The sequence below is a fragment of the Micromonospora sp. NPDC005173 genome (assembly GCF_040608515.1).
Lineage (GTDB): Bacteria > Actinomycetota > Actinomycetes > Mycobacteriales > Micromonosporaceae > Micromonospora.
On sequence record NZ_JBEXIK010000011.1, the window covers coordinates 115097 to 138136 of the forward strand.

A 23040-nucleotide genomic window follows, 5' to 3' on the forward strand; every position below is an offset into this window, starting at 1 on the left:
CACGCAGTCAGCGGCCGGCTGAGCCACGCGGTCAGTAGCCGTCGACCACCGTGTTGATCAGCGGCTGGCCGGCGGCGAAGCGCCGCACCTGATCGCCGACCAGCCGGTAGGCGCGCGGCAGCAGCCCTCGCACCGACCCGGCCACGTGCGGAGTGAGCAGCACGTTCGGCATCGTCCACAGCGGAGAATCGGCGGGCAGCGGCTCCGGGTCGGTGACGTCGAGCGCCGCCGAGATCCGGCCGGTGCCCAGCTCGGCGACGAGCGCCTCGGTACGGGCCACCGGCCCCCGGGCCGCGTTGACCAGCAGCGCGCCGTCCGGCATCGCGGTCAGGAACTCCTTGTCGATCAGGCCGCGCGTCTGGTCCGTGAGCGGCACCAGCACCACCACCACGTCGGCCTCCGGCAGCAGCCGGGGCAGCTCCTCGACGCCGTGCACCCCCTGCTCGGGCCGGGCGGTCCGGGCGACCAGGGTGAAGTTCACCTCGAACGGGGCGAGCCGGTCCCGCACCGCGGTGCCGATCGAACCGGCCCCGACGATGAGCACCCTCTTGCCGGTGAGCTCGTCGGTCGGGGCGACGTCGCCGAATGCCCACCGTCGGTCGGCCTGCGCCCGGACGAAGGCCGGGAACGCCCGTAGCTGGGTCAGGATCGCGGTGACGACCCACTCGGCCGTGGACGGATCGTGCACTCCCCGGGCGTCGCAGAGCGTGACACCCGTCGGCGTCCGGCCCGCCCAGGCGTCCGCACCGGCGGAGAGCAGTTGCACCACCGCCAGGTCGGGCAGTTCGTGCAGCAGCGCGGTCGCGTCCGAGCCGGCCAGGAACGGCGGTACCCAGAACCGCACGCCGGCCACCGCTGAGGGCAGCCGCTCGGCGTGCTCGACGACTTCCACCGTCACGTTCGGGGGCAGCTCGCCGACGAGGTTCAGGCCGGCCTGGTGCGGAATCCATACCTTCACGTCCGCCGACGATAGCCCCCGCACCGGCGGCCGGTGCGGGCACGGCGGCGAACCGGCGTCGCGGGGGATGGCGCGCCGAGTCGGCCCGGGCGAGACTCGGCACACCGACGTTCGGCCGCGGCGCGAACCAGGTATAACGGATGGTCGGAGTGCCGGTCGGCCTCCGCCCCGGCAGACAGGTGCTCATGACCGACGGCTCCCCCGCCCGCCCCCGGCGTTCGATCGCACCACCCCTGGCGCTCGGCGATCCGGCACGGTTGCGGGCGCTCGCCGACACCGGGCTGGACGCCGCTCCGGACGAGGCGTTCGACCGGTTCGCCCGCCTGGTCAGCGACCTGCTGGACGTACCCGTCGCGCTGGTCTCCCTGGTCTCCGCCGAGCGGCAGTTCTTCCCCGGCGCGGTCGGGCTGCCGGAGCCCTGGGCGGAGCGCCGGCAGACCCCGCTGAGCCACTCGTTCTGCCAGCACGTGGTGGACATCGAGGTGCCGATGGTGCTGCCGGACGCCCGGCTCTACCCCCGCGTGCGGGACAACCTGGCCATCGAAGACCTCGGCGTGGTCGCGTACGCCGGGATGCCGCTGACCGACCTCTCCGGCCGGGTGCTCGGCTCGCTCTGCGCCATCGACAGCAAGCCGCGGGCCTGGACCGCCGGGCAGCTGCGGACGCTGGCCGACCTGGCCGCCGCCTGCTCGTCGGAGCTGCGACTGCGGATCGCGCTGGACGGGGCGGAGGAGGCACGTCGGCGGGTCGTGCAGGCGCACGAGCGACTGGAACTGCTCGCCGGCCTGAGCGAGACGCTGGCCGGCACGCTGGACGTGGGCACCGCGCTGCGCCGGCTCGCCGACACCATGGTGCCGCTGCTCAGCGACTGGTGCCTGCTCACCCTGGTCGGGCCGACCGGCCTGCCCCGCGAGGTGGTCGCGGTACACCGGGACCCCGCCCGGACTGCGGACGTCGACCGCTTCGCCGAGCTGCTGCGCACCGGGCTGAGCGCGGATTCGGCCATCCGGGCGGTGCTGCGGACCGGCCGGCCCCGGCTCGGCGGTGTGGCGTCGTTGGCCGACGTGGCACGTGGCACGACGAATCCGGAGATGGCGTCGATCGCCGGCCGCCTGGGCATCGCCTCCTACCTCTGCGTGCCGGTCCGCGCCGCCGGCGGCACGGTGCTCGGCGCGATCACCCTGGTCAACGATGCCCAGCGCCAGCAGTTCGACGACCGCGACCTGCTCACCGCGGTGGACATTGGCCGCCGCGCCGGGCAGGCGATCGGCAACAGCTCGATGTACGGCGAGCAGCGGCACGTCGCCGAGGTGCTGCAACACAGCATGCTGCCGCGGCTGCCGGTCGTACCCGAGCTGGAGCTGGCGGCCCGCTACCAGCCGGCGGCCGACCGGGTGGAGGTGGGCGGTGACTGGTACGACGCCTTCGTCCAGCCCGATGGGGACCTGATCGCGGCGATCGGGGACGTGGCCGGGCACGACATCGAGGCGGCGGCGACCATGGGCCAGCTGCGCAACCTGGTGCGCGGCAACGCGTTCGGCCGGCCGGACGCGGTCGGGGAGCTGATGACCCACCTGGACGGCGCGATCCGTGGCCTGCGGCTGCCGATCGCGGCCACCGCGACGCTGGTCCGGATCTGTCCCCAGCGTTCCGGTGGCTGGGAGATGACCTGGTCCAATGCCGGGCATCCGCCGGCCCTGCTGGTCCGTGCCGGCGGCGCGGTGGAGGTCCTCGAAGCGCCGCCGGAAGCGCTGCTCGGCCTGGCCCGGCCGGTGCGGCGGACCAGCCAGTCGACCAGCCTGGCCACCGGCGACACCCTGCTGCTCTACACCGACGGGCTGATCGAGCGGCGGGACCGGTCCATCGACGAGGGGCTCGCCGAGCTGCTGGACCGGCTGACCGGCACCGACACGCTGCCCCTCGACGAGCTGTGCGACCTGCTGCTCGCCTCGACCCGGCACCGCGAGGACGACACCGCGCTGCTGGCCGTGCGGGCACGCTGAACGGTCCACCCCGGAGCACCGCCGGCATCCGCCGTGTCCTGTCGGGCCCGGCCGGGCCGTCCGGCGGGATACCCTGGGCCGGGTGAGCGCCCGTCCCTCGTACTCTCGCACCCGCCGCCTCCGGGCGGCCCTCGCGGCGTCCAGCGCGGCGCTGCTGTTCGCCGCCGGTTGCAGCTTCGGCGAGCCGGAGCCGGACCCGGCCGGTGAGCCGCCCAACCTGCCGACCCCGTCGGCGCCGGCGAGCCCCGGCGGCGCCGGCCAGCAGGCGGTGGCGACGGTGCTCGCCAAGGGGCTGCGGGTGCCCTGGGCGATCGCCTTCCTGCCGGACGGCGGCGCGCTGGTCACCGAGCGGGACAGCGGCCGGATTCTCCAGGTCGGTCCCGAGTCCGGGCCGGACGGGCTGCGGGTCCGGGTGGTGCAGACGATCACCGACGTGGCGGCGGCGGGCGAGGGCGGCCTGCTCGGCATCACCGTCTCCCCCGGCTACGACAAGGACCGCACGGTCTTCGTCTACTACACGACCGAGCAGGACAACCGGGTCGTCCGGCTGCAGCTCGGTGGGCAGCCCACCCCGATCCTCACAGGCATCCCCAAGGCCAACGTGCACAACGGCGGCGGGCTGGGCTTCGGCCCGGACGGGCAGCTCTACGCCAGCACGGGTGACGCCGGTGAGCGCCCCGCCGCCCAGGACGTGAAGAGCCTCGGCGGCAAGATCCTGCGGATCACCCCGGACGGGAAGCCCGCCGCGGGCAATCCGTACCCCGGCTCCCCGGTCTGGTCACTGGGGCACCGCAACGTGCAGGGCTTCACCTGGGACGCCGCCAAGCGGATGTACGCCGTGGAGTTCGGCCAGAACACCTGGGACGAGATCAACCAGATCACCAAGGGCGGCAACTACGGCTGGCCGCAGGTCGAGGGGCGGGCCGGTGACAAGCGGTACAGCGACCCGATCACCCAGTGGGCGACCTCGGACGCGTCCTGCTCCGGGCTGGCCGCCGCGGATCGGCTGCTGGTCACCGGCTGCCTGCGCGGCAAGCGGCTCTGGGTGATGGAGCTGACCGACATGGGCACGCTGCTCGGTCAGCCCAGTGAGCTGCTCACCAACCGGTACGGCCGGCTGCGCGCGGTGGCCGCCGCCCCGGACGGATCGCTCTGGGTGAGCACCTCCAACCACGACGGGCGGGGCAACCCGGCGGCCGACGACGACCGGCTCCTGCGGGTGGTCTTCGCCGGCGGCGACGGCGGTCGCAGCTGACCTTCGTCACCATCCGCGCAGGTTTGCCAAGATCCTCCGACGGGCAGGTCAGAATCTCAGCATGGACGGGCAGCACGACGAGCAGCACGACGACGCCGGAGACCGGGACGACCCGGTGACCGGTGGCGAGTCGGTGACTGATGGCGAGCCGCAGCGGTCGGCCGGCCTGCGGGCTGGCCGGCTCGGTGCACTGCGCCGCACCGGGGTGATCCTCGCCGTGCTCGCCGTGGCCCTGGCCGGGGCGGTGCTCGGGGTGCTGGCCGGCGGCCGGGTGGACACCGACATCGGGCCGTTCCGGGCCAGCCTCACCCTCACCCCCGCCAGCGACGGCGGCACCACCGTCGACGTGCCTCCGCTCGGTGCGCTGCTGCTGAACAGCCACGACGGGCCGACACATCTCACCGTGCGGCTGGGCGCGCTCGACCAGGGACGCACCGAGGCGCTGCTCGACGACCCGGCCAGCATCAGCCGGGCCAGCCAGAGCGCCGTCGAGGACGTCCGGTCCGGGGTGATGCGGCTCGGCCTGCGAACCCTCGCCTCGGTGGTGCTGGTCACCCTGATCCTCGCCGGGCTGATCTTCCGCGATGTGCGGCGGACCGCCTGGGCGGGCGGGCTGGCACTGCTCGTCACCGCCGGCAGCCTCGGCACGGCGGCGGCCACCCTGCGCCCACAGGCGATCGAGGAGCCGCGCTACGAGGGGCTGCTGGTCAACGCCCCGGCCATCGTGGGCGACGCCCGCCGCATCGCCAACGACTACACCAAGTACGCCGAGCAGCTGCAACGCATCGTCGGCAACGTCAGCCAGCTCTACACGACCGTGTCGGCGCTGCCGGTGTACGAGCCGGCGCCCGGCACCACCCGGGTGCTGCACGTCTCCGACATGCACCTCAACCCGACCGGCTGGCAGCTGATCCGGACGGTGGTGGAGCAGTTCGGCATCGACGCGGTGATCGACACCGGCGACATCACCGACTGGGGCAGCGAGCCGGAGGCGTCCTTCGTCGGCTCGATCGGCCTGCTGAAGAAGCCGTACGTCTTCATCCGGGGCAACCACGACTCGGGCCGCACCGGCGCCGCGGTGGCCCGCCAACCGAACGCGATCGTGCTGAACAACTCGACGACCACGGTCGCCGGGCTGACCATCGCCGGCATCGGCGACCCGCGCTTCACCCCGGACAAGAACACCTCCCCGGCCGGCAGCGGGCTGACCCAGCAGGTGGCCGACCAGGTGATCGGGGCCGGCGAGCAGCTCGCCAGCACGGTGCGCAACTCACCGCAGCCGGTGAACATCGCGCTGGTGCACGACCCGGCGTCCGCCGGGCCGCTCGCCGGCACCTGCCCACTGGTGCTGGCCGGGCACACCCACTCCCGGCAGGTCTCCAAGCTGCCCCAGGCACCCGGGCAGCAGCCCACCACGCTGATGGTGGAGGGCTCCACCGGCGGTGCCGGGCTGCGCGGCCTGGAGGGTGAGAAGCCGACCCCGCTGTCGATGACCGTGCTCTACTTCGACCCGCAGAAGATGCTCCAGGCGTACGACGACATCACCGTCGGCGGCACCGGGCAGGCCCAGGTCAACCTGGAACGGCACGTGGTGGAGAACCCGTCCGCCGGGGCACCCGCCTCGGTCACCCCCACCCCGACCCGCTGAGCGCGGGCCGGGGTGGCAGCGTCGGGAACGTGAGCGTCAGCGCAGCGCGAGGGCGGCCAGGGCGGCGTTGACGATGCTGCCGGGCAGCAGGTCGTGCAACTCATACAGCTCGGCAACGCTGCCGGACTGGCCAAACTCGTCCACGCCGAGCGGCACCGCCGGCGCGCCGAGCGCCGAACCGAGCCAGGCCATGGCGTGCGACGCGGCGTCGTGCACGGTCACCACCGGCACCCGGTCGGCGAACGCGGACCGCAGCGCGCCCGGCACGCTGGGCACCGTGGCGGTCCGCACGCCCTGGCGCAGGGTGCGCTGCCAGGCCCGGTAGAGCCGATCCAGCGAGGTCACGTCCACCACGTGCGCGGCGACGCCCTCCTCGGCCAGCTCCGCCGCGGCGGCCAGTACCTCGGGCAGCACCGCGCCGGAGGCGGCCAGCTGCACCACCGGGGCGTCGGCCAGGTGCGGGTACGCGTGATGCGCGTCCACCAGCCGGTACGCCCCGGCGACCACCTGCCGGCGCAGCACCGCGTCACCGATCCGGGCCCGGGCCGCCTCGAACGGCGCCTGGTCCAGCGGTCGGGTGCTGAGCCGGAAGTAGTACGCGCCGTCCTCGGTGGGCGCGGCGGTCGCGGTCGGGGCCGACCCACCGGCGATCTGCCCGAGCGCGTCGCAGAGCAGCCAGTCCAGGCTGGCCGCGTACGCCGGTTCGAGGAACGTCACCCCGGGCAGCTCCAGGCCGACCGAAGCGGTGATCGTGGACTGGTGGGCTCCGCCCTCCGGGGCCAGCGTGATGCCCGACGGGGTGCCCGCGACCACGAACCGGGAGCCGGAGTAGGTGCCGTACAGGAACGCGTCCAGGCCGCGCAGCACGAACGGGTCGTAGACCGTACCCACCGGCAGCAGCGGCTGCCCGGACAGGTCCCACGACAGGCCGAGCTGCCCGAGCAGCAGGAACAGGTTCATCTCCGAGATGCCCAGCTCGATGTGCTGCCCCGCCGGGCTCTCGGTCCAGCGCAGCATCCGGTCCTCGGTCCAGGAACGCTGCTCGGTGGGGGCGAACACCCCGGTCTTGTTGATGAACCCGGCCAGGTTGGTGGAGGTGGCCACGTCCGGCGCCGTGGTGACCAGGTAGCGGCCGACCTCCCGGTCCCGGGCCAGGTCCACCAGCACCCGGCCGAAGACCTCCTGCGTGGAGATCGGCTTGGCCGCGCGTACTCCGGTGCTCTCCGGGACGGTGACGCCGAGCGCCCGCTCGCGGGGCGCGCGGGACAGCGCCTCCCGACGGGCACCGGCCCGGATGCCGGCGGGTGACGCCGGGTCGAGGCGGTCCCACTCGGTCTCCCGGGTCAGCCCCTGCGCGGCACGCAACACGTCGACCTGCTCGGTGCTGAGCAGCGCCGAGTGGTTACGCGGATTGCCGGCGATGGGCAACCCCCACCCCTTCACGGTGTACGCGAAGACGACGCTGGGCCGGTCGGTGACCGCGTCGCACTGGGCGTACGCGTCGAGCATCGCGGACAGGTCGTGGCCGCCCAGGTCGGTGACGAGCGGGCCCAACTCCTCGTCTGCGATGCCCCCCACGAAGGCACCCACCTCAGCCGGCGCACCGTCCAGGAACTGCTTGCGCAGCGCCGGGCCGGCCAACCCGAACAGCGACTGGTACTGCTCGTTGGGCATCGCGTCGATCCAGTCGCGCAGCACCTCGCCGCCCGGCCGGGCGTACGCCTCGGCGAGCCGACGGCCGTACTTGACCTCCACGACGTGCCAGCCGGCCGCCTCGAACTGACCCCGCCACTGGTTGATCCGGATGCCCGGCACCACCCGGTCCAGCGACTGCCGGTTGAAGTCCACCAGCCACATGACGTTGCCCAGACCGGTGGTGGCGGGGTCGGCGACCGCCTCCCAGATGTTGCCCTCGTCCAGCTCGGCGTCGCCGATCAGCGCCACGAACCGGGAGTGCGGCCGGGCGCCGAAGTGCGCGTCGACGTAGCGCCGGGTGGCGGCGGCGAAGAGCGGAGCCGCCGCGCCGAGACCCACCGAGCCGGTGGAGAAGTCCACCTCGTCGGGGTCCTTGGTGCGCGACGGGTACGACTGGAGGCCGCCGCGGGCCCGCAGCCGGGGCAGGTACGAGCGGTCCAGGTTGCCGAGCAGGTACTGGATGGCGTGGAACACCGGAGAGGCGTGCGGCTTGACCGCAACCCGGTCCTCGGCGTCCAGGTGGGCGAACCAGAGCGCGGTCATCGCGGTGACCAGGGAGGCGCTGGACGCCTGGTGCCCGCCGACCTTCACCCCGTCGCCGGTGGCCCGGTCGTGGTTGGCGGCGTCCACGATCCGGGTGGCGAGCCAGAGCACCCGCCGCTGGATCTCGTCGAGCACATCGAGGTCGTGGTGGTTCACGGTGGCTCCATCCGGGCGTCGCCGTTGACGCCCTCGCGAGGGGTACGGATCACGCCGCCCGAGTGGGCGACCCAGCGGGGTGGGACGTCAGGAAGGGCCCCTTCCTGTGCACGAGGCGTTGAGAAGGGGCCCTTTCGGACGGTCAGCCCTGGACGCCGAGGCGCTCCAGGACCAGCTCACGGACGGTCTTCGCGTCGGCCTGACCGCGGGTGGTCTTCATGACCGCTCCGACCAGCGCGCCGGCCGCGGCGACCTTGCCACTACGGATCTTGTCGGCGATGCCGGGGTTGGCGGCGATCGCCTCGTCCACCGCGGCGGTGAGCGCGCCGGTGTCCGACACGACCTCCAGGCCCCGGTTGGTCATGATCTCGGTGGGCGAGCCCTCGCCGTCGACCACGCCCTCCAGCACCGCGCGGGCCATCTTGTCGTTGAGCTTGCCGGCGTCCACCAGGCCCTGCAACTCGGCGACCTGGCCCGGGGTGGCGCCGATGTCGGCCAGCTCCACGCCGCTCTCGTTGGCCCGGCGGGACAGCTCGCCCAGCCACCACTTGCGGGCGGCGGCCGGGGTGGTGCCCGCGGCGACGGTGGCCTCGATCAGCTCGACCGCGCCGGCGTTCAGCACCGACTGCATGTCCAGGTCGGACAGCCCCCACTGCTGCTGGAGCCGACGCCGGTGCACCCGGGGCAGCTCCGGCAGGGCGGCCTTCAGCTCGGCTACCCACGCGGGGTCCGGGGCGATCGGCACCAGATCCGGCTCCGGGAAGTACCGGTAGTCGGTGGCGGTCTCCTTCGAGCGGCCCGGGGTGGTGTCGCCGCTGTCCTCGTGGAAGTGCCGGGTCTCCTGGGTGATCCGGCCGCCGGCGTCCAGCACCGAGGCCTGCCGGAGCATCTCCGAACGGACCGCCCGCTCCACCGAACGCAGCGAGTTGACGTTCTTGGTCTCGGTGCGGGTGCCCCACTCCTGTCCCGGCAGGTTGAGCGAGGTGTTCACGTCGCAGCGCAGCGAACCCTCCTCCATCCGCACGTCCGAGACACCGAGGGTGCGGATCACGTCCCGCAGCTCGGCGACGTACGCCCGGGCCACGTCGGGGGCGAGCACGCCGGTGCCCGGGATGGGCTTGGTGACGATCTCGACCAGCGGGATACCCGCCCGGTTGTAGTCGACCAGCGACTCGGTCGCGCCGTGGATGCGGCCGGTGGCGCCACCGACGTGCAGCGTCTTGCCGGTGTCCTCCTCCAGGTGCACCCGCTCGATCTCGATCCGCACCGTCTCGCCGTTGACCTCGACGTCCAGGTAGCCGTCGACGCAGATCGGCTCGTCGTACTGGCTGATCTGGAAGTTCTTCGGCATGTCCGGGTAGAAGTAGTTCTTCCGGGCGAACCGGCACCACTCGGCGATGGAGCAGTTCAACGCCAGGCCGATCCGGATGATCGCCTCGATGGCCGCCTTGTTGGCCACCGGCAGCGAGCCGGGCAGGCCGAGGCAGACCGGGCAGACCCGGGTGTTCGGCTCGCCACCGAAGTCGGTCGGGCAGCCGCAGAACATCTTGGTGTTCGTGCCCAGCTCGACGTGGGTCTCCAGGCCGATCACCGGTTCGTAGCGCGCGACGACCTCGTCGTACGCGGGCAGCGTCGTCGTCATCTGGGCTCCTGCCTCACAGTGCCGGTGGGGTGAACGTGCCGACCGCGGACTCCAACGCGGCAGCGACCCGGTACATCCGGTCGTCGGCCATCGTCGGGGCCATCACCTGCAGGCCGACGGGCAGCCCCTCGGAGAGGCCGCAGGGCACCGAGATGCCCGGCCCGCCATACAGGTTGGTCGGGATGGTGAACAGGTCGGCCAGGTACATCTGGTACGGGTCGGCGGTGCGCGCGCCCAACGGGAACGCCACCGACGGGGTGGTCGGCGAGATCAGCGCGTCCACCCGCTCGAACGCGGCGGTGAAGTCCCGGGTGATCAGCGTCCGGACCTTCTGCGCCTGCCCGTAGTACGCGTCGTAGTAACCCGACGACAGGGCGTACGTGCCGATCATGATGCGGCGCTTGACCTCCGGGCCGAAGCCGGCCTCCCGGGTCAGCGACATGACCTCCTCCAGCGACCGGTTGCCGTCGTCGCCGACCCGCAGGCCGAACCGGACGCCGTCGAACCGGGCCAGGTTGGAGGAACACTCGCTCGGCGCGATCAGGTAGTACGCCGGCAGCGCGTAGGCGAACGTCGGGCAGGACACCTCAACGATCTCCGCACCCAGCTTCGCCAGCGCGTCCACCGACTCGCGGAACGCGGCCATCACACCCGGCTCGGCGCCCTCGCCGACGAACTCGCTCACGATGCCGAGCCGTACGCCGGTCAGGTCGCCGGTCGCGCCGAGCTTCGCCGCCGCCACCACGTCTGGCACGGGCTGCGGGATCGAGGTGGAGTCGCGCGGGTCGTGCCCGCCGATCACCTGGTGCAGCAGGGCCGCGTCGAGCACCGTACGGGCGCAGGGGCCGGGGGTGTCCAGCGACGAGGAGAAGGCGACCAGCCCGTAGCGGGAGGTGCCGCCGTAGGTGGGCTTCACACCGACGGTGCCGGTGACCGCGCCGGGCTGGCGGATCGAGCCGCCGGTGTCCGAGCCGATCGCCAGCGGCGCCTCGTACGCGGCCAGCGCGGCGGCGCTGCCGCCACCCGAGCCGCCCGGGATCCGGCTCAGGTCCCATGGGTTGTGCGTGGGGCCGTACGCCGAGTATTCGGTGGAGGAGCCCATGGCGAACTCATCCATGTTGGTCTTGCCGAGCATCACCGTGCCGGCGGCGCGCAGCCGCTGCACGATCGTGGCGTCGTACGGCGGGCGCCAACCCTCCAGGATCTTCGAGCCCACGGTGGTCGGTACGCCCCGGGTGGCGAGCACGTCCTTCACCGCGACCGGCACTCCGGCCAGCGGGCCCAACTCCTCGCCGGCGGCCCGGCGCTCGTCGACCGCGCGGGCCGCGGCGAGCGCGCCGTCGGTGTCGACGTGCAGGAAGGCGTGCACCCGGTCGTCGACCGCGGCGATCCGGTCCAGGTGTGCCCGGGTCACCTCGACGGCGGAGGTCTCGCCGCCGGCGACCAGGGCGGCGATCTCCGTCGCGGTCATTCTGGTGAGGTCACTCATGAGGCCACATCCTCGGTGAGAATCCGCGGTACGCGGAACCGCTGGTCCTCAGCGTCCGGCGCACCCGACAGTGCCTCCTGCGGGGTCAGGCACGGCGTGACCACGTCCTCCCGCAGGATGTTGGTCAGCGGCACCGAGTGCGAGGTCGGCGGGATGTCCGCCGCGGCGACCTCGCCGACCTGGGCGACCGCCTGGAGGATCACGTCGAGCTGGCCGGCGAAGGTGTCCAGCTCCTCCTCGGTGACGGCGAGCCGCGACAGGCGCGCCAGGTGCGCGACCTCCTCGCGGGAGATGGCGGCCATCCGTGCCCCCTTCTGATGTCCTGCTGGTCGGGCGGTGTGCCGGCCGCGCGACGGGTGAGCGTGACACGCGGTGACCGGAGCGAGTCTATTGTTCCGCTCCGGTGCCGCGTCCCCGACTCCCCCTCCGCCGACCCGTGCGCGGCGTCGACGGGCGGGTCAGCGGGGGGTACGAAGGCCGTTGTCCGGCTCCGGGCCGCCGGTAGGGCGGACCGGGCGGTACCGGGCCAGCCAGGTGACCAGCTCCTCGGCGGGCATCGGTCGGGCGTAGAACCAGCCCTGCGCGGCGTCGCAGCCGGCGGCGTGCAGCATCCGCCAGGTCCGCTCGTCCTCCACACCCTCGGCGACCACCCGCAGCCCCAGCGCGCCGGCCAGCTCGATCATCGACCGGACGATCGCCGCGTCGTCGGCGTCGTCGGCCATGCCGAGCACGAACGAGCGGTCCACCTTCACCTCGGACAGCGGCAACCGGCGCAGGTGTTGCAGGGAGGAATACCCGGTGCCGAAGTCGTCCAGCGCGATGGCCACCCCGATCCGGTGCAGCCGGGAGATGGTGGCCAGCACCCGACGCGGGTCGGCCATCAGGGCACCCTCGGTGATCTCCAGTTGCAGTCGCTCGGCCGGCACCTCGTAGCGGGCCAGCCGGTCGGCGATCTGATCGGCGATCTCGCCGGTGTGCAGGTCGCGCACGCTCACGTTCAACGCGGCGCGCAGCCCGATGCCGGCCGCCGACCACTTGGCGAGCTGCTCCACCACGTCGTCGACCACCCGCCGGGTGAGCAGCCGCATCACCGCGCTCTGCTCGGCGACCCGGATCAGCTCCTCCGGGTCGACCATGCCCCGGCGCGGGTGCCGCCAGCGCAGCAGCGCCTCGACGCCGACCACCTCGCCCGTCGCGATGGCGATCTGCGGCTGGTAGTACATGGTGATCTCGCCGGCGTCGTCGGCCGGCTCACCACCGGAGCGCGCCCACTCGGTCGGGGCGAGCGGTTGCTCCGGGGCGCCCCGCCCGATGTCGCGCCGCGGACCGGGACCGCCGTCGGTCAGCGCGGGGGCGGGCACCGCACTGCCGTTTGGCGATCGCCGCCCGCGCCCGCCGCCGGAGTGCCGGTCCCGGGCCGGCCCCGGGCGGGTACCGGCGACCGTGGCGCGGGCGTTCCGGCCACGGATCGGGTCGGCTCCGGTGGCGATCCGGTTGATCAGCTCGTCGGCGTGCACCAGCTCGGCGTCGGGCCGCCGCCGGCGAACCCACCACCGGCCGCCGACCCGCCGCGCCGCGGCGATCACCGGTGCCGCGCCCGCGTGCGGCGCGGCCTCGGCGGGCAGGTCACCGGCGGGCAGCGCCGCACCATCCCCGCCGCGCAGCTCCGCCGCCGCCCCGAGGGGTACGTCGACAGCCCGCTCCGGGCCCACTGGCTCGACCGGCCCGGAATCCCGACGGTTCCCGTCGGCCTGTCCCGTCAGCTCGCCGTGTCGCGCTGGTTCGGCGTCGAGTCGCTCGTCGGCCGACGGGCCGGACTCCAGCACGCGGCGCAGGTCGGCGAGGAGGCCGAGCCGCTCGGCGGAGTTGTGGTCGGACTCCGGGGCGTAGAGCGCCACCGTGTCGTTGCGGTGCTTGGCGTCGTACATCGCCACGTCGGCGTGGCGCATCAGGGTGGCGAAGTCCTCGCCGTGCTCGGGGAAGAGGGCGATCCCGATCGAACCACCCACGTCCAGCGGCAGCCCGTCCAACGGCACCGGCTCGGCCAGCGCCCCGACCACCCGGTCGGCCAGGTCACGCGCCTGGCTCGCGTCGGTCAGCCCGGTCATCACGATGGCGAACTCGTCCCCGCCGAGCCGGGCGATCATCTGCGGCCGAGGCTCCACGTCGGTGAGCCGGGCGCTGACCTCGACCAGCAACCGGTCGCCCACGGCGTGCCCAAGCGCGTCGTTGACGTTCTTGAAGCGGTCCAGGTCGATCAGCAGCAGCGCCAGGTGCCCGTCCGGTTCCCCCCGGGCGGTCCGCTCGGCGTGCAGGTGCACCTGCTCCGCCACCTCGGTCAGCAGGGCCTTGCGGTTGGGCAGCCCGGTGAGCGGGTCGGCGGCGGCGAGGTGCTGCTGCTCGACGGTCAGCCGGGCCATCCGGTACACGGCGAAAAGCGGCACCAGCACCAGCGGGATCAGCGCCGCGCTGACGCGCGCGGCGGCGACCAGCACCGGGGCGAGCAGCAGCAGCGAGCCGGTGGAGAGCAGTTCGAAGCCGAGGCCCTGCCGGACGGTGGGCCACCACCGGTCGCCGAAGCGCAGCCGCACCGCCCAGCTGACCAGCCCGTAGTTGACCACGAACCACGCCACCGTGGCGCCGCCGACGGCGGCCACGTCGGTCCAGTGCAACCGGCCGCCCGAGAAGATGGTGCCCGGCCCGAGCTGGATGACCCCGTACGCGGCGGCGAGAGCGCAGGCGTACTGGCCGACGTTGAACGCGGTCCGCCACGCGGCGTGCCGCATCCGCCAGCCTGAGACGACCACCCCCACCGCCTGCACGGCGACCGCCGGGCCGAGCCCCCAGCCGAGCAGGATCGCGAAGGTGAAGCAGGTGGAGGGGAAGACCGCGGAGGACTGCCGACGCCCCGGGGGGACGAACGGGCGGGCGTCGCAGACCACGGCGAGCGCGGCCATCGTCCAGAACGCCACCGGCAACCGGGAGAGCTCGCCGGGGAGTGTCGCGAGTGGACCGGCGGCGGCCAACGCGGCGACCGCCAGGATGCCGAGGACGAAGCCGGCGAACGGCGCCACCCGTCCGGGAGGGACAGAGTTGCGCGGGTCGGCGACCTCCATCACACCTCCCGACCGACGGTCGGCGTGCCGGTGAGCACGCCGTGACCCAATGAAACGCCCTCAGCCCCGAGTTTCCCGGTATGACAGTCACGAATCGGTCGTAGTCGTAATTAAGTTGGTATGCGCGACCAGCCGGTGCGGCGAGACGCCGTCAGCGGTCAGCCCTCCAGCCGGGCAGCCCCCCGCGCGGCGTCCGGACCCGCGTCCAGCAGCAGCCGGAACCCGTCCTCGTCGAGCACCGGCACCTTGAGGCTGGCCGCCTTGTCGGCCTTGGACCCCGGGTTGTCCCCCACCACGACGAAGCTCGTCTTCTTGGAGACCGACCCGCTCACCTTGCCGCCCCGGCTCTGCACGGCCTCGGCGGCCTGGTCCCGGGAGAAGCCCGCGAGCGTGCCGGTCACCACCACGGTCAGCCCCTCCAACGGGCGCGGCCCCTCGTCGACAGCCTCCTCGGCCATCCGTACGCCCGCCTCGGCCCACTTGCGGACCACTTCGCGGTGCCAGTCCACGGCGAACCACTCCCGGATGCTGGCGGCGATGGTCGGCCCGACCCCGTCGACCGAGGAGAGCTCCTCCTCGCTGGCCGCGTCGATGGCCTCCATCGAGCGGAAGTGCCGGGCGAGCGCCTGGGCCGCGGTGGGGCCGACGTGCCGGATGGAGAGCGCCACCAGCACCCGCCACAGGTCGCGCTCGCGGGCGACCGCCAGATTGTCGAGCAGTTTGACCGCGTTGGTGCCGAGGCTGCCGTCCTTGTTGACGAAGAACGGGGACCGGGACAGCTGCTCGGCGTCGAGCTGGAAGAGGTCGCCCTCGTCGGTGATGATCTCCGCGTCCAGGAGCGCCCCGGCACCCTTGTAGCCGAGCACCTCGATGTCGAACGCGCCGCGGCCGGCGAGGTGGAACACCCGCTCGCGTAGCTGGGACGGGCAGCTGCGCGTGTTGGGGCAACGGATGTCGACGTCGCCCTCCTTGGACGGCGCGAGCGGGGTGCCGCAGGCCGGGCAGTTGGTCGGCATGACGAACGGCCGGGCGTCGGGCGGGCGTAGCTCGACCACCGGGCCGAGCACCTCGGGAATCACGTCACCGGCCTTGCGCAGCACCACCGTGTCGCCGATCAGCACACCCTTGCGCTCCACCTCCCGGGCGTTGTGCAGGGTGGCCAGTGCGACGGTGGAGCCGGCCACCCGCACCGGTTCGAGGACGGCGAACGGGGTGACCCGCCCGGTACGGCCCACGTTGACGTCGATGTCGAGCAGCTTGGTGGTGACCTCCTCCGGTGGGTACTTGAAGGCGATCGCCCACCGCGGGGCGCGGCTGGTCGAGCCGAGCCGACCCTGGATGGAGACCGGGTCGACCTTGACCACCACGCCGTCGATCTCGTGCTCGACGTCGTGCCGGTGCTCCGCGTAGTAGGCGATGTATTCCGCCACACCGGCCAGATCCGGCACCACCCGCCACCGGTCGCTGGTCGGCAGCCCCCACGCCTTCAGCGCGGTGTACGACTCGGACTGCGCCGTCGGCTGGAACCCGCGACGGGCGCCGATGCCGTGCACCACCAGGCGCAGCGGCCGGGAGGCGGTGACCCGTGGGTCCTTCTGCCGCAGGCTGCCGGCGGCGGCGTTGCGCGGGTTGGCGAAGGGTGCCTTGCCCTGCTCGACCAGACCCGCGTTGAGGTCGGCGAACGCGGCGATCGGGAAGTAGATCTCGCCCCGGACCTCCAGCAGCTCGGGCACGTCCGGGAATTCGGCGGACGGGGTGAGCTGGCTGGGCACGTCGCGGATGCTGCGCACGTTGGCGGTGACGTCCTCGCCGGTGCGGCCGTCACCCCGGGTGGCCGCCCGGACCAGCCGACCGGCCTCGTAGGTCAGGTTGATCGCCAGCCCGTCGACCTTCAGCTCGCAGAGGTAGGGCACCGGGCCGCCGGCATCCCGCTCGACCCGCTCGGCCCAGGCGGACAGCTCCTCGTCGGCGAAGGCATTGTCCAGCGAGAGCATGCGCTCGGCGTGGGTGACCGGGGTGAAGTCGGTGGAGAAGGTGCCGCCGACCCGTTGGGTCGGCGAATCCGGCGTGCGCAGCGCCGGGAACTCCTCCTCCAGCGCCTCCAACTCGCGCAACTGCTGGTCGAACTGGGCGTCGGCGATGACCGGCGCGTCCAGCACGTAGTAGCGGTACTGGTGCTCGGTCAACTCGCCGCTGAGCGTGGCGTGCCGCTCCCGCGCCTGCGGCGTCGGCTCAGCGCCGGCCGCCGCCTCCTGCGCCGGGCTGACCTGTTGGCCGACCTGCTCCTCGGACACACCGCCACCTTCGGACACGCCTGCGACCTCCCTGATCACGCTACTCCCGCACGGTATCGGGCCGGTCAGACAATCCGTCGGCCACCTGCGCCCACCGGCCGCGCAGTTGACGGGCGGCACGGTCGACGGCGTGCGAGGATCGCCGGACGACGGTGGCCGGTGGGCCACCAGGAGGCGGAGGTACCGATGCCCGAGGCCCTGCTCTGGGCGGTGGCGATCCTGCTGGCGGTGGCCGCCGGCTGGGCGTGGAACAGCTGGCGGCACCGGGTGGCGAACCGACGGTCGGGCACCCGGCCGGGCCGGGGCGCCACGGCGCGTACCGGTGGCCGCCGCACCACACCGCCCCGGCCGCGCGGCGGCGACCGGCCCGCCACCAAGCCCCGGTCGCGCGACACCGACCGGGCGACCGGCAAGCCGGCCCCGGGCGAGATCTGGTGGGCCGACGTGCCGTACGCCGACGGCAGCGGGTCGAAGGTCCGGCCGTGCCTGGTGCTGCGCGCCGACTCCCGGGGCGCCGACGTACTGAAGATCACCAGCCAGGACAAAAGCGACCGGGACGACCACGTGCGCATCCCCACCCGGGACTGGGACCCGGGCGCCGAGCACGACAGCTACCTGAGCCTCACCGAGCCAGCCCGGATCAGCTCGGCCGCCTTCGCCGACCGCGCCGGCAACTGCGACGGCGACCTGTGGCGACGGGTCCGCAGCCTGCACCACCTGCCCACCCGCTGACCCTCCCCCGCCCGGCGATCCCCCGGGGCGGGGCACGCCCCCGCCGCCGAACGGGATCAGTCCCAGGCCGCGCCGAGCGTGGCGAGCTGGTCGGCGTACTCGATGCGGTCGACCCAGGCGGCTGGCCAGGCGGCCATCCCGGCGGCCGCACCCACGAAGGCGCCGGCCAGGGCGGCGATCGAGTCGGAGTCACCGGCGGTGGTCGCACCCCGGGCCAGTGCCGAGACCGGGTCACCGGCGTGCCGCACCGCGCAGAGCAGAGCGGTGGCCAGCGCCTCCTCGGCCACCCAGCCATCCCCGGTTACCCGGCACGGGTCAGCGCCATCATCCGGTCGGCCCAGCGCGGTCGTCAGTCTCCCCAGCACCGCCAGGCACTCGTCCCAGCCCTGGGCGATGAACTCCTCCGGGGTACGGACGCCGGGGCGCTGCCAGAGGTCACCTAGCCACTGCTCCCGGTACACCCGGCGCTGGGTGCGCGCCCGGTCGATGAGAATCGCGGGAAGCTCGGCGAGCGTGGCGCCCCCGCGCAGTGCGAAGACCGCGTACGCGGTGAGCTCGCTGGCAGCCAGCCCGGTCGGATGGCCGTGCGTCAAACCGGCCTGTAGCTGGGCCAACCCGGCCAGCGTGTCCAGGTCCACGTCGAGCAACCCGACCGGCGTCACCCGCATGTTGGCCCCGCACCCCTTCGACCCGGCGACCGTCGCCTCCTGCCAGCGGAGCCCGCGACCCAGCTCGGCGCAGGCGCGCAGGCAGGTCATCCCCGGGGCGCGGTTGTTGTCCGGACTGATCGCCCAGGCCAGGAAACGCCGCCGCAGCAGCGGCTCCACGACCTCCGGGGTGAGCGACGGCGCCTCGTGCAGCGCCCAGCCCACCGCCAGCGCCATCTGGGTGTCGTCGGTGACCAGCGCCGGCTCACCGGACAGCTCCCGCGGACCGGTCGGACCGTACCGCCGCTCGATCTCGGCGACGGTCAGGAATTCGGTCGGCTTGCCCAGCGCATCGCCGTAGGCGAGACCGAAGAGCGACCCCGAGGCGCGCAGCGGAGAGTTGTGGATCACGGCGGCCATGATGCCCGGCCGCCGTGATCCACGCCAGGCTCAGTCCCAGCAGAGGCAGAACGGGTGGCCGGCCGGATCGGCGTAGACCCGCCAGCCGTCGCCCTCACCCGGCAGCCGTCGCGCGCCGAGCGCCAGCGCCGCCTTCTCGGCGGCCTCGACGTCGGTCACTGTCACGTCGATGTGGAACTGCTGCGGGCGCTCCGGATCAGGCCAGGCCGGCGGACGCAGGTTGAGCGCCCGCTGGAACGCCAGCCGGGGCTGCTGCCCGGGCGGGCCGCCCAGCACCACCCATTCGTCGTCGGAGTCGCCCTCGGCCAGAGGCATGCCGAGCAGCTCCGCGTAGAACGCGGCCAGCGCCCGCGGATCCGGGCAGTCGATCACCACGGAACGTAGCTGTCCAATCATGCCGCTCATCCTGCCCACCAATTACGACAGGAAACCTCAGTCCTCGACGAGGCGCCGGCCGGCGTCCCGGCAGGCGGCCAGCACCGTCCGGGCGTACTCCGGGGTGGCGCCGGCGAGGCCACAGGCCGGGGTGACCACCACCTGCTCGGCGAGCTGTCGACGGGGAAAGCCGAGGCGGTCCCAGAGCTGGCGTACCCGATCGGCGATCTGGGCGGAGGTCGGCGCCGGACCGGTCGACGGCGGCCGCGTCGGCGCGGCCCCGGCCAGCAGCCCGAGGCCGGCGTCGATCGCCTCGCCCAGCGGGTCCAGCTCGGTGAGCAGGCCCAGGTCGAGGGCGACTGCGGCAGCGCCGGTCGACCGGATCAGCTCCAACGGCACGTCCGGGGCGCAGCAGTGCACCACGGTCGGCACGCCGACCGCCTCGACGACCGTGCGCAGCAGCGCCGCCGCGTCCACCGACTCCACCGCCCGGTACGCGCCCAGCCCGCTCTCGGTGGGCACCCGCCCGGCCAGCACGGTCGGCAGCGACGGCTCGTCCAGTTGGAGCAGCACCGAGGCATGCGGCAGTTGCCGAGCGACCGCCGCGACGTGCACGCGTAGCCCCTCGGCGAGGGAGTCGGTGAGATCACGGACCGCGCCGGGGTCACGCAGCAACCGGCCGCCGATCGGCAACTCCAGCGCGGCGGCCAGGGTGAGCGGGCCACCGGCCTGCACCTTGATCGGGCCGGCGTACTCCTCGGCCTGCTCGGCGAGCTGGTCCAGATCGCGTTCCAGCAGGTCGCGCGCACGGCGCAGGTCACGGCCCGGGCGCGGGGCGACCCGCCAACGGCCCGCGTACAGCTCGACGGGCAGCTCGACCAGCACTCCGGCGGTACGACCGATCAGGTCGGCCCCGGGGCCGCGGGCCGGCAGCTCGGGCAGGTGGGGCAGCGCCGGAAGCTCGCCGAGGACCACCCGCTGGGCCTCGGCGATGTCGGTGCCGGGCAGCGAACCGATACCGGTTGCCGCGCCGGCCGGCCAGGGCCACGCCTGATCTGTCACGGCCGAAGGGTATCCGGTGCGCCAGATGCCCCGGGCTGCGACGGCCACCTCGCCGGCCCCGGCTCGCGGGCCCGCTCAGCCGGTGATGGTGGCGGAGCCGAGGACCACGTCGCCGGCCGGGTCCGGCCGGTACGCCACCACGGCCTGACCGGCGGCGACGCCGCGTACCGGCCGACGCAGCTCGGCGTGGAGCCGGTCGCCGTCGAGGGCCACGGTGGCCGGCACCACCTCGCCGTGCGCGCGCAGCTGCACCTCGCACTCGACCGGCGCGTCCGGACGCGAGCCACCGGTCCAGACCGGCCGCTCGGCGTGCACCTGGAACACCTCCAGCGCCTCGGCCGGGCCGACCGTCACCGTGTTGGTCTTCGGCGTGATGGAGAGCACGTAGCGCGGCCGGCCGTCCGGGGCGGGTCGGTCCAGGTGCAGCCCGCGACGCTGGCCCACCGTGTACGCGTACGCGCCGGTGTGGCTGCCGACCACCGCGCCGGTGCTCGCGTCCACCACGTCGCCGGGCGCCGCACCGAGCCGGCCAGCCAGGAAGCCACGGGTGTCGCCGTCGGCGATGAAGCAGATGTCGTGCGAGTCCGGCTTGTCGGCCACCGCCAGGCCACGCTCGGCGGCCTCCACGCGGACCTGCGCCTTGGTCGAGTCGCCGAGCGGGAAGATCGACCGGTCCAGCTGCTCGCGGGTGAGCACGGCCAGCACGTACGACTGGTCCTTGGCCACGTCGACGCTGCGCCGCAGCAGCCCGTCCGGGCCGAGCCGGGCGTGGTGGCCGGTCACCACCGCGTCGAAGCCCAGGGCCACCGCCCGGTCCAGCACCGCCGTGAACTTGATCTTCTCATTGCAGCGCAGGCAGGGATTCGGCGTACGGCCGGCCGCGTACTCGGCTACGAAGTCGTCCACCACGTCGGCGTGGAACCGGTCGGCCATGTCCCAGACGTAGAACGGAATGCCGATCACGTCGGCCGCCCGCCGGGCGTCCCGGGAGTCCTCCAGGGTGCAGCAACCCCGCGCCCCGGTCCGGTAGGTCTGTGGATTGCGAGCAAGCGCCAGGTGCACGCCGGTCACGTCGTGCCCGGCCGCCACCGCCCGCGCCGCCGCCACGGCCGAGTCAACCCCGCCCGACATAGCCGCCAACACCCTCACCAGCCCACTCCCTTCCCTCCCCCAGCCTATCCACCCACCCAACCCACCCCCATCCCCGCCACAACACCCCGCCCCCGCTCCGTCGATCATGGAGTTGTGGTGGGGGACAAAAGCCGCCTGCCATCGCACTCCGGGCACCACGACCCCCTGATCGACCGTGTGAGGGGTGGCCGCGGGGGGTCAGCGCTGGGTGCGGTGGGCGGCGGCTCGGCGGGCGCGGTCGACGGCCGCCGGGAGGGCGGCGATGAGGGCGTCGATCTCGGTCTGGGTGCTGGTGTGGCCGAGGGTGAAGCGCAGCGAGGAGCGGGCGCGATCGTCGTCGGCACCCATCGCCAGCAGCACGTGCGAGGGCTGGGCCACCCCGGCCGAGCAGGCCGAGCCCGTCGAGCAGGCGATGCCCTGGGCGTCGAGCAGGAGCAGCAGGGCGTCGCCCTCGCAGCCGGGGAAGGAGAAGTGCGCGTTGCCGGGCAGCCGGTCGACCGGGTCACCGTTGTAGATCACCTCGGGCACCGCCTGGCGGACCCGCTCGATCAGGTCGTCACGGAGCGCGGCCACCCGGGCCGCGTACTCCTGCTGGCCCTTCACGGCCGCTTCGACGGCGACCGCGAAGGCGACGATGCCGGCGGTGTCCAGGGTGCCGGAGCGTATGTCGCGTTCCTGGCCGCCGCCGTGCAGCAGCGGCGTGGCCGCCACGTCCCGGGCGAGCAGCAGCGCCCCCACCCCGGTCGGACCGCCCAGTTTGTGCCCGGTGACGGTCAGCGCGGCGACCCCGCTGGCGGCGAAATCGACCGGCACCTGACCGACGGCCTGGATGGCGTCCGTGTGGAACGGCACGCCGTGCTCGGCGGCGACGGCGGCCAGCTCGGCTACCGGCTGGACGGTGCCCACCTCGTTGTTCGCCCACATCGCGGTGACCACGGCCACCCGGTCGGTGTGCGCTGCCAACTCGGCGCGCAGGTCCTCCGGGTCGAGTCGACCGGCGGCGTTCACCGGCAGCCAGCCGACCTCGGCCCCCTCGTGCTGGGCCAGCCAGTCCACCGCGTCCAGCACCGCGTGGTGCTCGATGGCGCTGGAGACCACCCGGCGTCGGTCGGGGCTGGCTCCCCGGCGGGCCCAGAAGATGCCCTTGACCGCAAGGTTGTCGCTCTCCGTGCCACCACCGGTGAAGATCACCTCGGAGGGCCGGGCGCCCAGGACGGCGGCCACCCGCTCGCGCGACTCTTCGACCCGGCGGCGGGCACGGCGACCCGCCGCGTGCAGGGAGGACGCGTTGCCGACCTCGCGGGCGGTGGCGACGTACGCCTCCAGTGCCTCATCGAGCATCGGAGTGGTCGCCGCATGATCCAGGTAAGCCATCACCGTTCAGCCTACGGCCGACAGGTCGGAGACCGGATGGCGGAGGGGACTCCGGTGACCAGCCGGACCCGGAGGCCCCCGCCCGGCGCGGTACGGCCAGGGCGGGAAGAGGTTCCTCTCCCCCGTCCCCGCCCGCATCCGGACCGGATCCGGGAGACCGGCGCGGTGGCTGGTCCCGCTGGGCGGCTGCCAACGGTGACGCCCGGGTCTTCCAGGGCGGCCAACTACATCTGCACGTGGCGAATCTCCCGCGCGTGCCGGGGTACTACGAGGTCTGGCTCATCAACCCGACGACGATGCAGATGTTCTCGGTCGGCACCCTCGGTGACGGCCCGGACGCGCTGCTGTCCCTGCCCCCGAACGTCGACCTGCGCTCCTACTCGGTGGTCGACGTCTCCGCCGAGCAGTACGACAACAAGCCCGCCCACTCCGGCGACAGCCTGCTGAGGGGCACCCTGACGGGCTGATCGGCGGGCCGGCTCAGCTCCCCGGCCCGCCGA

16 protein-coding genes and 1 pseudogene are annotated in these 23040 nt (G+C 73.6%); 5 read left to right on the forward strand and 12 right to left on the reverse strand.

Features of this window, described 5'->3' with window-relative positions; genetic code table 11:
* Positions 1–31: 31 nt before the first annotated feature.
* A complete protein-coding gene (locus ABZV00_RS15490) occupies positions 32–958 on the reverse strand; it encodes a 2-hydroxyacid dehydrogenase (RefSeq protein ID WP_355606186.1) in 927 nt (308 codons plus the stop codon).
* Between the two features lie 185 nt (positions 959–1143).
* Here ABZV00_RS15490 and ABZV00_RS15495 point away from each other — a divergent pair, with 185 nt between their 5' ends.
* From ABZV00_RS15495 to ABZV00_RS15505, 3 genes are all read left to right on the forward strand, one after another.
* On the forward strand, positions 1144–2961 hold the full coding sequence (locus ABZV00_RS15495) for a SpoIIE family protein phosphatase (protein WP_355606188.1): 1818 nt from the start codon (positions 1144–1146) through the stop codon (positions 2959–2961).
* Positions 2962–3043: 82 nt separating this feature from the next.
* Positions 3044–4216: a PQQ-dependent sugar dehydrogenase gene (locus ABZV00_RS15500; protein ID WP_355606191.1), complete on the forward strand. Its 1173-nt coding sequence runs from the start codon at positions 3044–3046 to the stop codon at positions 4214–4216.
* A 61-nt stretch (positions 4217–4277) separates the two neighbouring features.
* Complete coding sequence (locus ABZV00_RS15505; protein ID WP_355606193.1) at positions 4278–5864, forward strand: metallophosphoesterase; 1587 nt, start codon at positions 4278–4280, stop codon at positions 5862–5864.
* 36 nt (positions 5865–5900) lie between these two features.
* Here the strand turns inward: ABZV00_RS15505 and ABZV00_RS15510 are convergent, their stop codons facing one another.
* From ABZV00_RS15510 to ligA, 6 genes are all read right to left on the reverse strand, one after another.
* On the reverse strand, positions 5901–8258 hold the full coding sequence (locus ABZV00_RS15510; RefSeq protein WP_355606195.1) for a pyruvate dehydrogenase: 2358 nt from the start codon (positions 8256–8258) through the stop codon (positions 5901–5903).
* A 142-nt stretch (positions 8259–8400) separates the two neighbouring features.
* Entirely contained in the window at positions 8401–9900 is a 1500-nt protein-coding gene (gene gatB / locus ABZV00_RS15515) for an Asp-tRNA(Asn)/Glu-tRNA(Gln) amidotransferase subunit GatB (protein WP_355606198.1), read from the reverse strand.
* 13 nt (positions 9901–9913) lie between these two features.
* Positions 9914–11389 (reverse strand): Asp-tRNA(Asn)/Glu-tRNA(Gln) amidotransferase subunit GatA, encoded by a 1476-nt coding sequence (gene gatA, locus ABZV00_RS15520; RefSeq protein WP_355606200.1) that lies wholly within the window; start codon positions 11387–11389, stop codon positions 9914–9916.
* The gene (gatC, locus tag ABZV00_RS15525) at positions 11386–11691 is read right to left on the reverse strand and encodes an Asp-tRNA(Asn)/Glu-tRNA(Gln) amidotransferase subunit GatC (RefSeq protein WP_328424332.1); all 306 of its coding nucleotides are present in this window, start codon (positions 11689–11691) and stop codon (positions 11386–11388) included. The genes gatA and gatC overlap by 4 nt, the downstream gene beginning before the upstream one ends.
* 156 nt (positions 11692–11847) lie before the next feature.
* A complete protein-coding gene (locus ABZV00_RS15530) occupies positions 11848–14505 on the reverse strand; it encodes an EAL domain-containing protein (RefSeq protein WP_355606203.1) in 2658 nt (885 codons plus the stop codon).
* A gap of 158 nt (positions 14506–14663) precedes the next feature.
* A complete protein-coding gene (gene ligA, locus ABZV00_RS15535) occupies positions 14664–16799 on the reverse strand; it encodes an NAD-dependent DNA ligase LigA (RefSeq protein WP_355606206.1) in 2136 nt (711 codons plus the stop codon).
* Positions 16800–16985: 186 nt separating this feature from the next.
* Between ligA and ABZV00_RS15540 the strand changes: the two genes are divergently transcribed.
* Positions 16986–17531 (forward strand): type II toxin-antitoxin system PemK/MazF family toxin, encoded by a 546-nt coding sequence (locus tag ABZV00_RS15540; RefSeq protein ID WP_355606209.1) that lies wholly within the window; start codon positions 16986–16988, stop codon positions 17529–17531.
* A 56-nt stretch (positions 17532–17587) separates the two neighbouring features.
* Here the strand turns inward: ABZV00_RS15540 and ABZV00_RS15545 are convergent, their stop codons facing one another.
* From ABZV00_RS15545 to ABZV00_RS15565, 5 genes are all read right to left on the reverse strand, one after another.
* A complete protein-coding gene (locus ABZV00_RS15545; protein WP_355606212.1) occupies positions 17588–18598 on the reverse strand; it encodes an ADP-ribosylglycohydrolase family protein in 1011 nt (336 codons plus the stop codon).
* Between the two features lie 30 nt (positions 18599–18628).
* The gene (locus tag ABZV00_RS15550) at positions 18629–18994 is read right to left on the reverse strand and encodes a VOC family protein (RefSeq protein WP_355606399.1); all 366 of its coding nucleotides are present in this window, start codon (positions 18992–18994) and stop codon (positions 18629–18631) included.
* Between the two features lie 36 nt (positions 18995–19030).
* Positions 19031–20035: a methionine synthase gene (locus tag ABZV00_RS15555; protein ID WP_355606215.1), complete on the reverse strand. Its 1005-nt coding sequence runs from the start codon at positions 20033–20035 to the stop codon at positions 19031–19033.
* 75 nt (positions 20036–20110) lie between these two features.
* The gene (gene mnmA / locus ABZV00_RS15560) at positions 20111–21184 is read right to left on the reverse strand and encodes a tRNA 2-thiouridine(34) synthase MnmA (protein WP_328424318.1); all 1074 of its coding nucleotides are present in this window, start codon (positions 21182–21184) and stop codon (positions 20111–20113) included.
* A 180-nt stretch (positions 21185–21364) separates the two neighbouring features.
* Positions 21365–22540, reverse strand: coding sequence for a cysteine desulfurase family protein (locus ABZV00_RS15565; protein WP_355606218.1), 1176 nt, complete (start codon positions 22538–22540; stop codon positions 21365–21367).
* A 188-nt stretch (positions 22541–22728) separates the two neighbouring features.
* On the opposite strand from ABZV00_RS15565, the pseudogene ABZV00_RS15570 reads away from it, so the two are divergent.
* Positions 22729–23007, forward strand: a pseudogene (locus ABZV00_RS15570) (anti-sigma factor); the annotation flags it as partial.
* Positions 23008–23040: the final 33 nt, after the last annotated feature.

What these genes read in the sequence shown, in the direction of transcription:
- ABZV00_RS15495 (WP_355606188.1), top strand. Translation starts at nt 1,144, where the DNA reads ATGACCGACGGCTCCCCCGCCCGCCCCCGGCGTTCGATCGCACCACCC.
- ABZV00_RS15505 (WP_355606193.1), top strand. Translation starts at nt 4,278, where the DNA reads ATGGACGGGCAGCACGACGAGCAGCACGACGACGCCGGAGACCGGGAC.
- gatB (WP_355606198.1), bottom strand. Translation starts at nt 9,900, where the DNA reads ATGACGACGACGCTGCCCGCGTACGACGAGGTCGTCGCGCGCTACGAA.
- gatA (WP_355606200.1), bottom strand. Translation starts at nt 11,389, where the DNA reads ATGAGTGACCTCACCAGAATGACCGCGACGGAGATCGCCGCCCTGGTC.
- gatC (WP_328424332.1), bottom strand. Translation starts at nt 11,691, where the DNA reads ATGGCCGCCATCTCCCGCGAGGAGGTCGCGCACCTGGCGCGCCTGTCG.
- ABZV00_RS15530 (WP_355606203.1), bottom strand. Translation starts at nt 14,505, where the DNA reads ATGGAGGTCGCCGACCCGCGCAACTCTGTCCCTCCCGGACGGGTGGCG.
- ABZV00_RS15540 (WP_355606209.1), top strand. Translation starts at nt 16,986, where the DNA reads ATGCCCGAGGCCCTGCTCTGGGCGGTGGCGATCCTGCTGGCGGTGGCC.
- ABZV00_RS15545 (WP_355606212.1), bottom strand. Translation starts at nt 18,598, where the DNA reads ATGGCCGCCGTGATCCACAACTCTCCGCTGCGCGCCTCGGGGTCGCTC.
- ABZV00_RS15550 (WP_355606399.1), bottom strand. Translation starts at nt 18,994, where the DNA reads ATGATTGGACAGCTACGTTCCGTGGTGATCGACTGCCCGGATCCGCGG.
- ABZV00_RS15565 (WP_355606218.1), bottom strand. Translation starts at nt 22,540, where the DNA reads ATGGCTTACCTGGATCATGCGGCGACCACTCCGATGCTCGATGAGGCA.